The following is a 12,967-nucleotide window of genomic DNA, read 5'->3' as shown; positions in this document are numbered from 1 at the left end:
AATTGTTCCAATTTAAACATGTTGTCTAGTTCAATCATTGTTCACTGTTATAAACCAAACTAACAGTATCGGTATAAATGAATTAAAGTCCTACGCTAGCAATATTAGCGTTTGCTTCTTAACAAATAATCCACAACTCGTTGACTACAATTACCATCTACAATACCAGCTAGCTCTTCTGTATACCTTTCTCTCATTGGTTGGTAAGACTCAGGAAATGCTATTTGATGCTCAACAACCTCTTTCAGTTCATCATACGATTTGGCATGTGCTGCAACATCGGCATAGTGATACAAATCTTGGTCAATCCGTTTTTTAAATCTAAATTTAAAAATACCTCTATATGACCATCTCAAATAATAAAAATCACACCAAACAACAGGTTTACCTAGAGCTGCAAACTCAAATAAAGCGGAAGATGCATCACTAATTAAAATGTCTGCACTGACCATGAAAGGCAATAAATTGGCTTCTTCAGCCCCCGCAAGGTATACATTTTCGTATGTAGACCAGTGCTCTAACAACTCTTTCTGCTTCTGATAACTTGGTTTAGTTAATGAGAAATAATGTGGTTTTAACAAAATGTTATATTCAGAAAATTGTTCTGGCCATCTTTTGGCCATATTCTGAATGCTACTAGGATAAAAAGTAGGCGCATATAATAATGTCGGCTTATTAGGATCCAAGCCGAGTTTCGTAATATCAAGCCCCTTTTCAATACCTTGAATAACGGGATCTAATTTCGCATAACCTGTGTCGATAAAAGTCTTATCTGGAAACATTTCCTGTAAACGATTTAAACGATATTGCCCCTCAACAAAACGGACATCAATATCTGATTCAGACACAGTATAATAAACAGACTTAGGACCAATTCCGTGCTCCATAAGCGCTGTTTTTGACACTCCTTTTAATTGGGTTGCGCTAGAAAATGCATTTCCAAAAATGACCCAATCCGCTTTAGCTGAGATATAAAACTCTAAGGCTTCAACTTGATTATCAACCCAAACAACATCTAACTGATGCTCCTCAATGAGAAATCGAAGCACTGAATCCTGTTCTTTATTACTATAAATTACAAACTTAACCGACTCAGACCTCTTCTGTAGTTCTTTTGCCACAGGCAAGTATTGAGGTAGATAATAAGGGTGTAAAACATCAAAATATATCACTGTTAACTTTTCCCTAATTTCCGATTAAGTACACGATAATTGGCGTAATAGATGAGTAGGAAGAGAGCGAATTCTATCATATTAAACAAGTATATTGACGCATACAGCAGAGGTTGCTCCATACTAATTTCATAATCGAAAATTCAATTCAGTTATTCTATATCTCAATCAAACTATATTATCAGGTATTTTTGTGAATTAGTCCTCAAAGATTTTTGTTATGGGCAGACTAGAATAGGCTTTTGCGCAGCAACTGTTGTTAATCTCATGTACTATAAGCAAAGCATTGTTAATATTGTCCATATTGGAACTCTTGAGTTTTATCGCACTCAAAATATGACATCAATGACAGGCCCAAGTAAAACTGGACAGTAATACCTAAGGAATCAACTTGAATACAATAGTTTATGTTTCTGGAACATTCGATTTGTTCCATAGTAACCATCTAAAGATGATCGAATATGGCCGAGGGTTAGGTGATACATTAATAGTCGGCGTCAGTACTGATGAACTTGTATGTAGCTATAAAAACCCACCAGCGGTGCCATTTGAAGAACGAATTGCCATTGTTCAAGGACTTAGAGCGCCAGATATCGTTATTCCTCAGCACACTCTAGAACACACTCAAACTGTCAAAAATTTAAATATGGATATATTTGTTATTGGCGATGATTGGGCTGGTAAATATGACTACTTAGAAGAACTTGGAGTGAAAGTATTCTATTTGCCTTATGGTAAAGGGGTAAGCTCTACTAATTTAAAAAAGAAAATTCACGACGAGTATGAAAAGCTTATCGAAACCAGTGATAAACATCCAATCCCAGAACCAAGAACTTAACCATGAAAAAGATACTGATAACGGGTGGTAATGGCGACCTTTCACAAGGTCTTAAAGCTGAACTGAACTCTGAATTTGAAGTGTTTTCGCCTTCCAGAGAAGAGCTCGATGTCACTAATATTGAATCCGTTAAAACATATTTCTCAGCTCACAGCTTTGATATTGTTATTAATTGCGCAGGAAAGCTTTATTCATCATTAGTCGCAGAGTCAGATCCAGTTCAATGGATTGAAGATATTAATGTAAACCTAATTGGCACCTATTTGGTGTGTAAATTTGCGTTAGTTTCAAATAACAACACAAAGCTAATCAATATTTCGTCAACTGCCGCATACGCAAACTACAAGGATTGGACTTCATATTGCGCCTCTAAAGCAGGAGTAATGAAACTCTCCTTAGGCCTTATCAGTGAAGGAAGGGATATCGTCATTCTTTGTCCAGGTGCAATAGATACGAAGCTCAGAGACGGACTTAATATCCCTAATAATAATGTCATGGATATCGCTGAAGGTATTGCCCCTATTATCGGTGCAGTTAAAGGCCAATATAAAACTGGTGAAATCATTTTTTATAGAAAAGGTTTCTTGGAAGTTAGGCAAGATTACTAACTCGACTAATCAGCAATAACCTCATATCAAAGCCGTTTATGCTTAGTTTAAGGCTAACTTGATAATGATGAAATATCGCTAATGCCATTTTTTACTTTGGTTTTATCATCTTTTCATCGATTGGTTATTATTATCACTACATATTACAAGGTATGCTTTAGGCATTATCATTGTTTAACCATAGAATCTAATTGTTATGCCATTAATATCAACTGAACAGCTAACAGCTTGCAAGCGCTTATTGTTTATATCGCCTGTTGCTCTAGGCGACTTTCTTTATTTAAAAACCTTTTTGATCGCCCTAAAGCATCAATATTCTCATATCGAGTTAGATATTTGGTTAGATGATAATCGATGTAACGATGATGCTTGGCGCCTTTCACGCAGTAAAATATTGCAGCAGTGGATGGAAGCGGAAGGTGTGTTTACTCGAACTTATGGCTGTTCTGACTCACTATCAGCTCATTCACAGCAAATCGAAAAAGCAAAATTACTAAACTATGACATCATTTTTACCCACTCTGGCAACAAGAGTGAACAGTTTTCGAAACTAGCACACAAAATCAACTCAAAGTCATACATAGTTTCTAGTGTTGGAAAAGTAAAATATTGGGGAATCTTCGACAGAATACTTTTCCGTCACAGTAATAAAACCTATAGAATAAATGAAAAAAAACTACCTAATAATCATCACATTACAGACAGGTACTATCAAATAATAAATCAAGTTACAGGTTTACATCTAACTGTTGATAAATTTTTACCTAGCTTGAAAATACCACAGCATATATCTGAATTAACCAATGACTGGCTTGAGAATAATTTTACCACTAATTCCGGAAAGTTATTTTTCCTTAATCACTTATCAACCAATAAAAAACGTGATTGGAAGCTAAGCCAACTTTTCGAGTTGGTGGAAAAAATTGTATCTTTAGATCCTGGCTCTCGTTTTGTAATAAATGTATCTCCCGAAAACGTAGCCACCTTGGAAAAAGCCATAACAAAAAGGTTTTCAAAAGTAGAAATAGCTGTATTTACTGCCAGAAATAACTTTTTTGAGCTCCCCTCCATGATTTCAAAAGCTGACCAGGTAATTACCGTTGAAACAGCAATAATGCATTTTGCAACAGCAGCTAAACGACCTTTGATTTCATTGATGAGACCAAAGAAAAGCTATTGGGCTCCACCTGAAACAAAAATTTCAAAAGTTATATACGCAAAACAAGGAAAGAGATATGTAAGTGATATTTCTGTAGAGCGTGTTTTTAATCAATATACAGCAATGAATACCAACAGCTAACAAGGTTGCATAAATGAAGAAAGCCATTTTTACCCTCGCCATTGGTGAGAACCCAATGTACCGAGCTTCAGTAGCAAGCCTAGAAGCCTACGGCAAAAGAGTGGGTGCTGATGTCATCGTTTCCGACAAGCTGCATTATCCAATTAACGTCAACAACCCTAAGTTTGATGCCAGTCCTGCTTGGTCAGAAAAACTGTATATTACCGAATTACTTAAAGATTATGATCGTGTGCTGTATCTTGATGCCGATATGATTGTCACCCCATGGGCCAGAGACATTTTTGAGCAATACCCTGATACTGACACTGTATATATGTTTAATGAAGGCTGCTATCGAGATAGAAGTGCACAAGCAGAACAGATAAATAATGTGCTTGGAAACGTTTCATGGCCCAAAGAAGATGATATGACGGTTTATTACAATTCAGGCATGTTCTTAGTTTCGAAAGAAACAGGGCTGTTTGATAAAGCCAGCATTGAAGAGATGCAAAAGATCTGTAATGAAGTCAAATTTTACGATCAGACCTATATCAACTACCTTATTCGACGTGATGGAATTAAGAGTGTGGGTGTTGAAGCAGGCTTTAACCGAATGATGCTACTTGGCTATGAAGACTATAAAAAAGCAGACTTCATTCATTATTCAGGCAGAGGCTACCGTCAAAAAGTGCCTATGAGAGAGCTCAAATACATCATTGATTATTGCGATATGTTTAAAGATGTTCTTAGCAAAGCTGAAGTAATCGAATACAAGCAACAAGCTTGGCATTGGTATATGTTGAAGCAACAACGTAAAACTAAGTTACCTATTCCATTGTTAAGCGCCGTATTTGGCCTCTTCCATCCACAGCACAAATATTAATAATAGCCCGCAATAGCGGGCTATTTTTTTATCAGATCATCAAACGATGCGATAACATCTTCAATCTCAATCAAGGCCATTAACTCCTTCCCTTTAGCACGCTTTCCCCATGGAATAACTTGATTGGGAAACTGCTGCACAATCACTGAGTCATAAACACTAACCACATGCTCCTGTGACAAATAAGGGCCGGTTCTGCCAGGGTTTGAATGCGCATATAGGCCAATGACTGGCGTACCTTGAGTCACCGCCATATGTGCAGGGCCGGTATCGGGAGCAATAACCACTGAGGCATTTTTTAATAAGGCCAACAGTTGAGTTAATGATGTTTGGCCAATGAGATTTTCTAAAGACGTGTTAGCACAGTCCAAAATTGCTTTAGCAAGGCTGGCTTCGAGCTCACTTGGGCCGCCACACAACAATACGCGATAGCCTTGTTTGACCGCATAATCAGCGACGGCTGCGTAACGCTCTGGAAGCCAGTTACGTTCGGCCTTGCTTGCAGCTGGGCATACAATTAACACTTTTTCGCCAGGCTTAATCACTCCATTCGCAAATGCACTATCCGCTTCAGTGACAGGGATATTCCAGCGTGGAGTTAAGTCATTAACGCCAATAGCTTTAGCAAACCCCATAAAACCATCTAACACATGAGGTGTTGCTAATGGCTCAACTGCGTGATTTGTCACTAACCATTGGCCTTCTTTAGCGCGAGCTTTATCGAAACCAACCCTAACCTTTGCAGAGATCATTAGCGATGCGATTGTTGCTCTGAGTGCGACTTGCATGTGCAATAACACATCAAATTTCTGAGCGGCTAAATCTTTACGTAACTTAGGGTAACTACGCCAGCCCTGCGACTTATCAAAAATGACAAACGTGACGCCTGGCAAATGCTTAAGCAGTTGATATTCAATCTTGCCAATCACCCAAGTGATCTGCAGATGAGGATATTGCTTCTGAATCGCTTGCACCATCGCCACAGCATGGCACACGTCACCAATTGCCGACAAACGTAGTAAACATAAGGATTTCATAGATGCAAAGTCTGCTTTCATGAGTGCATTTAACCTGAGTAAGTACAAGAGTTCGATCTTAATGTAGAATACGCTTTATAGCCACCGACAAATCAAAGCTTTGTAATCCACTTATGCAAATAAAATCAACAAACAATGGTGTTATCGCTTGGTGCGATGAAATTGCTCAAACACTAACTCCTGACCATTTTCGTCCAGAATATTGGCAGTCCAATGATGCGATAATTGGTCAATCAAAAGGCCGTTATACAACTTGGTTTGTTGAATACCAAACTCAACAATGGGTTTTACGCCATTATTGGCGTGGCGGCTTAATAGAAAAATTCAGTAAAGATGCCTATATATTTACAGGTATGAAGCGTACTCGAGCGATTGCTGAATTAGCCATTTTAGAGACGCTTTTTCAAGAAGGGTTCCCAGTCCCAAGACCGATTGCTGCCAATGTTGAGCGTTTTGGTATTTGGTATCGAGCAGACTTATTTATTGAGCTAGTCAGAGGTGCTGATGACTTAGTCGCATTCTTGTCAAAATCCACATTAACGGATGAGCAATGGCAACAACTTGGGCAAACCATTGCAAAATTTCATGCTCGGGGTGTGTATCATGCCGATTTAAATGCTAAAAATATCTTATTTGCTGATGATCAGTTTTACCTTATCGACTTTGACCGAGGCGAACTAAAACCCCCTAATACAAAATGGCAGCAAGCAAATATAAGTCGTTTATTACGTTCATTTAATAAAGAAAAAACTAAACTTGCCAGCCTTAACTTTAGTGACAATAATTGGCAAAGCTTACTCGCGGGCTATCAGCAAATGATCAATAACTCTTAATTAATCCATTCCCTCTTTAATGGCTTTGGATGCAATTATAGTTTTTGCTATTTAAGTATTATTGCCCGCTATTACGTGAAGCATTCAGCTCAGTTGGTTTTCAATGACATTGATTTGCTTATCTAATGCTCCGCGATTTTGTGACACTACTTGCAAACTCGCTTTTGCAGCAAGTTCATAGCGCTGCGGATCTTCTAATAAGCCTAAAATATGTTTGGTTAAGCAATCCGCATCTGTGATCACTTCTAACCCACCAGCATTGACTAATAATTGTGTAATTTCTGCAAAATCCCAATGATGCGGGCCGACACTAACTGGTAACCCCATCGCAGCGGGCTCAAGCGGGTTATGACCGCCATTTTCAATGAGCGTACCACCAATAAATGCAAAGTCAGCGCAGCCGTAGAGCATCAGCAACTCTCCCATGGTATCGCCAAGTAATACTTGCACACCTTCAGTAACGGCTTGGTTCATACTTCGTCTTGAAAGAGTTAGTCCTTGCTGTGTCGTCGCCACTGCTGCGACATTGAACTGCTCAGGGTGTCTTGGCGCCATAATCAATAAGGCGTTGGGATATTTAGCTAACACTTGCTGATGTGCTTTGAGCATAATTTCAAACTCACCAGGATGTACACTACCTGCAACCCATACTGGTACGTCATTTCTTTGCCATTCAGAGCGTAATGCTTTCGCTTGTAGGTGCTTACTGTCGTCAATGTGTAAATCAAACTTCAAGCTGCCACAAACGGTAATTTTTTCAGGTTTCACGCCTAAAGACTCAAAGCGCTCGCATTCTCGTTGTGTTTGAACCGCAATGGCATCAAGTGACGCTAGCATCGGCTGGCTTAAACCTGCTTGTTTTAAGTATTTGGCCGCCGACTTTGCCGATAAACGTGCATTTGCTAGAACAACCTTAGCTTGTTGCTGTTTAGCAAAATATACCAAGTTTGGCCAAAGCTCTGTTTCCATAATGATACATAGTTTAGGCTGCACTTGACGCAAAAAGCGTTTTACGCAAACACTGATATCAAAGGGTAAATAGCAATGTTGAACTCGCCCATTTAAATGGTCAGAAAATGCTTTTACTACTTCAGCTGAACCTGTCGGGCTAGTGGTAGTAATAATGAAGTTTAACTCTGGGTGAGCGGCCATAAGTTTTTTTATCAGTGGAATTACCGCTAATGTTTCCCCCATAGACACACTATGGATCAACACATCGGCTTGAGATAATCGAGTTAGCCCAAATCTTTCGCCCCAACGTTTGCGATAATCAGGACTTTTAATACTACGAAAGCCCAAATACAACACCACAAGAGGTGAAAGAAGATACAGTAAGACAGAATATAGGCCACGAGTCATGAAAGAGTGCTTAATCAATTTTGCTTGTCAGATAAACACAATGTTAACATAAACCTAAACCACATAAATATGTGATCATTCAACATAAACTCAACTCAGTGAGCTAGGTTGGATAAGCATAAAAAAGTCAGGCTCAGACTAGGCTAAAGAGACTTGCAGAGATATTGTTGGATGGTGTTAAGCAACCCTCGATATGAAAGCTTGCCAGCATCTGAACTGACCAGATATTGATGTCGTTTGGTATAACATTCATAAGGATATGCGCTAAGCATCGTATTGAGTCATCAAGACTCCTGTATTTAGCAATGATAATTGGAATCGATATGAAAACCCGCGATAAAATAGTTTTTGCCAGTCTTGAACTCTTTAACGAACATGGTGAACGTAATATCACCACCAATCATATTGCAGCGCACCTCAATATCAGCCCAGGTAATCTTTATTATCATTTTCGAAATAAAGAAGACATTATTAACTCAATTTTTGCCTTATACGAAAGTCACCTCGAGTCTGGTTTTAAGCCTTACGAAGACACAACGGTTGATATTGAGTTACTAATGGGTTACTTCGATGCCATGTTTTATACCCTGTGGCAATTTCGATTCATGTACGCCAACCTCGCCGATATCTTAAGCCGTGACGAAGCATTAAAAGCCCGCTACCTAACTGCGCAAGAACAAGTGCTGAGTCGCTCAAGCAATGTATTAAGAAAATTAATCAGTGATGGTTTTCTTGAAATTGAAGACGAAAAAGTCACAGCATTAGCTGACACGATTAAAATGATGGTGAGCTTTTGGATTAGCTACCAACTCACTCAATCAAGTACGTCAACCATCACTAAAGCAACCCTTTATGAAGGCTTGCTACGGGTATTGATGATATTCAAGGCGTATTCCACACCTGGCTCAGAGGCAACCTTTACCCGCCTTGAACAGCACTATTTAGATGTTGCTTCGCAAGAGCGTGACGCCGCTGCGTAAAGCCTGAAAATGCCACTTATCCACCAGCACATACAAACCGCCTTTTTACGACTAAAATAGAGTCATAAAAGGCGGCCTTCCATTTTGTTAACATATTAAGTCATTCATTAATCAGCACTTAGTTATAGCTTGTTACTGATTAGTATATCTAATGTGAAAACAGCTCTAGCCCTAATCATTTTTATGTTGCTATTCAGGTTAAAAAAAACACTGTAGAGCCACGAAAATTAAGGTTAGAATGCCGTCAAGCGATTTCCATATTAAAACTATATTTAGGAGAAATCAGGTGGCCTCTACCTCATTTTACGACCGTATAAATCAACAACTTGTCGATGTTAAAGCTGAAGGCTTATATAAGAGTGAACGTGTCATCACTTCCGCCCAACAAACAGCCATTAACGTAAATAGTGAAGAAGTCATTAACTTCTGCGCCAACAACTATTTAGGCCTTGCGAATCACCCTGAATTAATTAATGCAGCGAAAAACGGTTTAAGCAGCCATGGATTCGGTATGGCGTCAGTTCGTTTCATCTGTGGTACCCAAAATATCCACAAGCAACTAGAAAATAGCCTCAGTGACTTTTTAGGCATGGAAGATACTATTTTGTATTCTTCTTGTTTTGATGCCAACGCTGGTTTGTTTGAAACCTTGCTGGGTCCTGAAGATGCGATTGTGTCGGATGCATTGAACCATGCATCCATTATTGATGGCGTGCGTTTATGTAAAGCCAAGCGCTTCCGCTATGCCAACAATGATATGAGCGATCTTGAAACACAGTTAAAAGCAGCAAAAGAAGCTGGAGCAAGAGATATCCTGATTGCTACAGATGGCGTGTTCTCAATGGACGGTGTCATTGCTAACTTACAAGGCGTTTGTGACTTAGCCGATAAATATGGCGCGCTTGTGATGGTTGATGATTCGCACGCTGTTGGTTTTGTCGGTGACAACGGCCGTGGTACCCATGAATTCTGCGAAGTAATGGATCGTGTAGACATTATTACCGGTACATTAGGTAAAGCATTAGGTGGTGCTTCGGGTGGTTTCACTTCTGGTAAAAAAGAAGTCATTGATTGGTTACGTCAACGCTCGCGCCCATACTTATTCTCTAATTCACTCGCTCCTTCTATTGTCAGTGCATCAATTCATGTATTGGAAATGCTCAAAACAGGCCACGCATTACGTGAAGCCGTATGGGAAAATAGCCGTTACTTCCGTGAAGAAATGACTAAAGCTGGCTTTACTTTAGCAGGTGCAGATCATGCCATTATCCCTGTGATGATTGGTGATGCTAAATTAGCCGGTGACTTCTCAAACCGTCTGTTAGCTGAAAACATCTATGTTGTTGGTTTCTCATTCCCTGTAGTACCAAAAGGACAAGCCCGTATCCGTACGCAAATGTCTGCGGCGCATACCCGTCCTCAAATCGATAAAGCGATCGAAGCCTTTACCCGTATTGGTAAAGAGATGGGCATAATTTAAGGTCGATATGATGAAAGCATTAAGCAAATTAAAGCCTGAAGAAGGCATCTGGATGGTGGATGCACCTAAGCCAGAAATGGGTCATAACGACCTATTGATTAAAATCCGCAAAACCGCCATTTGTGGCACTGATGTTCATATCTACAACTGGGATGAATGGTCACAAAATACTATTCCTGTACCTATGGTTGTTGGCCACGAATATGTCGGTGAAGTGGTTGATATGGGCCAAGAGGTCCGCGGCTTTACTGTTGGCGACCGTGTTTCAGGTGAAGGCCATATTACTTGTGGTCATTGCCGTAACTGTCGTGGCGGCCGTACTCATTTATGCCGTAACACTTCTGGTGTCGGTGTAAACCGTGATGGCGCCTTTGCTGAATACTTGGTTATCCCTGCATTCAATGCGTTCAAAATTCCTGATGATATCTCTGATGATTTAGCGTCTGTATTTGACCCATTTGGTAATGCAGTACACACAGCACTATCATTTGATGTTGTTGGTGAAGATGTATTAATTACTGGTGCTGGTCCTATCGGCATTATGGCGGCTGCAGTATGTAAGCACGTTGGCGCACGTCATGTGGTCATTACTGATGTGAATGAATATCGCCTTGATTTAGCCCGCAAAATGGGTGCGACTCGCGCAGTTAACGTTGCCAAAGAAGATCTTAAAGATGTCATGAATGATTTAGGCATGACAGAAGGCTTTGATGTTGGCCTAGAAATGTCTGGTGTGCCATCAGCGTTTCATTCAATGCTCGATACCATGAATCACGGCGGCAAAATTGCCATGCTGGGTATTCCTGGTGGTGAAATGGCTATCGATTGGAGTAAAGTTATCTTTAAAGGACTTATCCTTAAAGGTATTTATGGCCGAGAAATGTTTGAAACTTGGTACAAAATGGCCAGCCTTATTCAATCTGGTTTAGATTTATCGCCAATTATCACTCATCATTTCGCAATTGATGACTTCCAACAAGGCTTTGATGCTATGCGTTCGGGCCAATCAGGAAAAGTGATTTTAAACTGGGATTAATTCCCAGTTATAAATTGCCGCAATAATAAAGGGGTTGTATCTATACAGCCCCTTATTAGATACTTCAGTTATCTTCTTAATCTCATTTCAAACAGCAGCGGTATAGCATGAGCACTTTCAAGCACCTTTCAATTAACGAACTTATCCATATGACAGCAGACTCTGATGATATCCAAATCGTCGATATTCGTGATGCGGCCAGTTATGCTGCTGGTCATATTGAGACATCTATTCATCTCACCAATGAAAACATTGCCAACGTTATTGCGGATGCAGATATGGATAAACCACTTGTAGTGGTGTGTTATCACGGTATTAGTAGTCAAGGTGCGGCTGGGTATCTTATCGAACAAGGCTTTGATGACGTTTATAGTCTTGATGGCGGTTTTACCGCTTGGAGTGAAGCGCACGCATGATTGAAATCGGCCAACTACCCCACGCAAGAGCAGCGCAAGCCTTTATCGACTACTTAAAAGGTCTAGATATTGAGTGCGTGCCTATCGTAAATGAGCATGGTGTAGCATTGGTCGTTTATCAACAAGATAAAGCTGAGCAAGCTCGCTATGAGTTTGAACAGTTTAAACAAAATCCATATCAGAAAAAGTATTTAGAAGCCTCGTGGGACAATGGTTCCACTCAAACCAAACTAGATTACGGTTCCTCTTCCTTAGGGTTGATTCAACAATTCATTACTGGAGCAGGACCACTCACTTTAGTTACCTTTTTTGTATGTGTTGCCGTTTTTGTTGCAATGAACCTTGGTTTTGCTAACCAAGTTTTCAGCCAATTATCATTTTTTAGTGCGGTGCCAAACAGCGACTTTAGCCAGGTATGGCGCGTATTCACCCCGAGCTTGATGCATTTCTCAGCGATGCATCTTCTCTTCAATTTACTCTGGTGGTGGTATTTAGGCGGTAAAATTGAAACCAAACTCGGCACTCGGCCATTGATGATTCTATTACTTGTAGCAGGCAGTCTGCCCAGCTTAGTCCAGTACATGATGACGGGGCCAAACTTCGGTGGTTTATCAGGCGTAGTATACGCCGTGGTTGGTTACACCTGGATTATGGGCCAACGTGCACCAGAGTCTGGCATCGGTATTCCAAATAGCTACATGACATTTATGTTGATTTGGTTAGTACTTGGTTTTACCGATCTACTCGGCATGCCTATAGCGAACGGAGCTCATATTGGTGGCTTGCTTGTGGGGTTAGCTCAAGGGGCATTTGATAGTCGTAAACGATCCAGATAACGATTAAATTATCGCTATCTTGAATACCACTAAAGCTCTGTTAAACAATAAAATAAGCAACCCAAAATATCAGCGCTCCAAAGGTTGCCCCTGAGATTAAAGCCATCGTCGTTGAGGAGTTTTGTATAGTTCGTTTCATATTGCTTCCTTGCTTATGAATAATTGAGTTAACCTGACTTCAGATAAATATTTATCAGTATTTATCTGAAG

General features: G+C 39.9%; 13 protein-coding genes. 10 read left to right on the top strand and 3 right to left on the bottom strand.

Annotated features, from left to right (window positions below; all coding sequences use genetic code 11):
- Window positions 1-104 precede the first annotated feature (104 nt).
- Window positions 105-1,172, bottom strand: a complete 1,068-nt coding sequence (locus LMH66_RS13000; RefSeq protein WP_229370538.1) for a CDP-glycerol glycerophosphotransferase family protein — start codon at window positions 1,170-1,172, stop codon at window positions 105-107.
- A gap of 391 nt (window positions 1,173-1,563) precedes the next feature.
- Here LMH66_RS13000 and LMH66_RS12995 point away from each other — a divergent pair, with 391 nt between their 5' ends.
- The 4 genes from LMH66_RS12995 (at window position 1,564) to LMH66_RS12980 (ending at window position 4,780) form a co-directional block, all read left to right on the top strand.
- Window positions 1,564-2,010: an adenylyltransferase/cytidyltransferase family protein gene (locus LMH66_RS12995; RefSeq protein WP_229370537.1), complete on the top strand. Its 447-nt coding sequence runs from the start codon at window positions 1,564-1,566 to the stop codon at window positions 2,008-2,010.
- 2 nt (window positions 2,011-2,012) lie between these two features.
- Complete coding sequence (locus tag LMH66_RS12990) at window positions 2,013-2,618, top strand: SDR family NAD(P)-dependent oxidoreductase (RefSeq protein ID WP_229370535.1); 606 nt, start codon at window positions 2,013-2,015, stop codon at window positions 2,616-2,618.
- 196 nt (window positions 2,619-2,814) lie between these two features.
- Complete coding sequence (locus LMH66_RS12985; protein WP_229370533.1) at window positions 2,815-3,918, top strand: glycosyltransferase family 9 protein; 1,104 nt, start codon at window positions 2,815-2,817, stop codon at window positions 3,916-3,918.
- Between the two features lie 13 nt (window positions 3,919-3,931).
- The gene (locus LMH66_RS12980; protein WP_229370531.1) at window positions 3,932-4,780 is read left to right on the top strand and encodes a glycosyltransferase; all 849 of its coding nucleotides are present in this window, start codon (window positions 3,932-3,934) and stop codon (window positions 4,778-4,780) included.
- A gap of 20 nt (window positions 4,781-4,800) precedes the next feature.
- On the opposite strand, the gene LMH66_RS12975 is transcribed toward LMH66_RS12980, so the two are convergent.
- Window positions 4,801-5,838 carry a glycosyltransferase family 9 protein gene (locus LMH66_RS12975; RefSeq protein ID WP_229370530.1) on the bottom strand — a complete coding sequence of 346 codons (1,038 nt, stop codon included), beginning with the start codon at window positions 5,836-5,838 and terminating at the stop codon, window positions 4,801-4,803.
- Between the two features lie 92 nt (window positions 5,839-5,930).
- Here LMH66_RS12975 and LMH66_RS12970 point away from each other — a divergent pair, with 92 nt between their 5' ends.
- On the top strand, window positions 5,931-6,650 hold the full coding sequence (locus tag LMH66_RS12970; protein WP_229370529.1) for a 3-deoxy-D-manno-octulosonic acid kinase: 720 nt from the start codon (window positions 5,931-5,933) through the stop codon (window positions 6,648-6,650).
- 84 nt (window positions 6,651-6,734) lie between these two features.
- Here LMH66_RS12970 and waaA read toward each other — a convergent pair whose 3' ends face one another.
- Window positions 6,735-8,009, bottom strand: coding sequence for a lipid IV(A) 3-deoxy-D-manno-octulosonic acid transferase (gene waaA, locus LMH66_RS12965; protein ID WP_229370528.1), 1,275 nt, complete (start codon window positions 8,007-8,009; stop codon window positions 6,735-6,737).
- Between the two features lie 323 nt (window positions 8,010-8,332).
- Here waaA and LMH66_RS12960 point away from each other — a divergent pair, with 323 nt between their 5' ends.
- The 5 genes from LMH66_RS12960 (at window position 8,333) to glpG (ending at window position 12,757) form a co-directional block, all read left to right on the top strand.
- The gene (locus LMH66_RS12960) at window positions 8,333-8,989 is read left to right on the top strand and encodes a TetR/AcrR family transcriptional regulator (RefSeq protein ID WP_102527029.1); all 657 of its coding nucleotides are present in this window, start codon (window positions 8,333-8,335) and stop codon (window positions 8,987-8,989) included.
- Window positions 8,990-9,275: 286 nt separating this feature from the next.
- Window positions 9,276-10,469 carry a glycine C-acetyltransferase gene (locus LMH66_RS12955; protein WP_229370527.1) on the top strand — a complete coding sequence of 398 codons (1,194 nt, stop codon included), beginning with the start codon at window positions 9,276-9,278 and terminating at the stop codon, window positions 10,467-10,469.
- Between the two features lie 10 nt (window positions 10,470-10,479).
- Window positions 10,480-11,505 (top strand): L-threonine 3-dehydrogenase, encoded by a 1,026-nt coding sequence (tdh, locus tag LMH66_RS12950; RefSeq protein ID WP_229370526.1) that lies wholly within the window; start codon window positions 10,480-10,482, stop codon window positions 11,503-11,505.
- A 107-nt stretch (window positions 11,506-11,612) separates the two neighbouring features.
- A complete protein-coding gene (gene glpE, locus LMH66_RS12945; RefSeq protein ID WP_229370525.1) occupies window positions 11,613-11,921 on the top strand; it encodes a thiosulfate sulfurtransferase GlpE in 309 nt (102 codons plus the stop codon).
- The gene (gene glpG, locus LMH66_RS12940) at window positions 11,918-12,757 is read left to right on the top strand and encodes a rhomboid family intramembrane serine protease GlpG (protein WP_229370524.1); all 840 of its coding nucleotides are present in this window, start codon (window positions 11,918-11,920) and stop codon (window positions 12,755-12,757) included. Before glpE ends, glpG begins: the two co-directional genes overlap by 4 nt.
- The last annotated feature ends 210 nt before the right edge of the window (window positions 12,758-12,967 follow it).

This window comes from Shewanella sp. 10N.7, from assembly GCF_020806285.1.
GTDB lineage: Bacteria > Pseudomonadota > Gammaproteobacteria > Enterobacterales > Shewanellaceae > Shewanella > Shewanella electrodiphila.
Note: the sequence above shows the minus strand (reverse complement) of the source record. Positions and strands in the feature narration are given on the sequence as shown.

Bases quoted from the DNA above. Each gene is read 5' to 3' on its own strand.
- LMH66_RS12990 (WP_229370535.1), top strand. From the start codon at position 2,013: ATGAAAAAGATACTGATAACGGGTGGTAATGGCGACCTTTCACAAGGT.
- LMH66_RS12985 (WP_229370533.1), top strand. From the start codon at position 2,815: ATGCCATTAATATCAACTGAACAGCTAACAGCTTGCAAGCGCTTATTG.
- LMH66_RS12980 (WP_229370531.1), top strand. From the start codon at position 3,932: ATGAAGAAAGCCATTTTTACCCTCGCCATTGGTGAGAACCCAATGTAC.
- LMH66_RS12975 (WP_229370530.1), bottom strand. From the start codon at position 5,838: ATGAAAGCAGACTTTGCATCTATGAAATCCTTATGTTTACTACGTTTG.
- LMH66_RS12970 (WP_229370529.1), top strand. From the start codon at position 5,931: ATGCAAATAAAATCAACAAACAATGGTGTTATCGCTTGGTGCGATGAA.
- waaA (WP_229370528.1), bottom strand. From the start codon at position 8,009: ATGACTCGTGGCCTATATTCTGTCTTACTGTATCTTCTTTCACCTCTT.
- LMH66_RS12960 (WP_102527029.1), top strand. From the start codon at position 8,333: ATGAAAACCCGCGATAAAATAGTTTTTGCCAGTCTTGAACTCTTTAAC.
- tdh (WP_229370526.1), top strand. From the start codon at position 10,480: ATGAAAGCATTAAGCAAATTAAAGCCTGAAGAAGGCATCTGGATGGTG.
- glpE (WP_229370525.1), top strand. From the start codon at position 11,613: ATGAGCACTTTCAAGCACCTTTCAATTAACGAACTTATCCATATGACA.
- glpG (WP_229370524.1), top strand. From the start codon at position 11,918: ATGATTGAAATCGGCCAACTACCCCACGCAAGAGCAGCGCAAGCCTTT.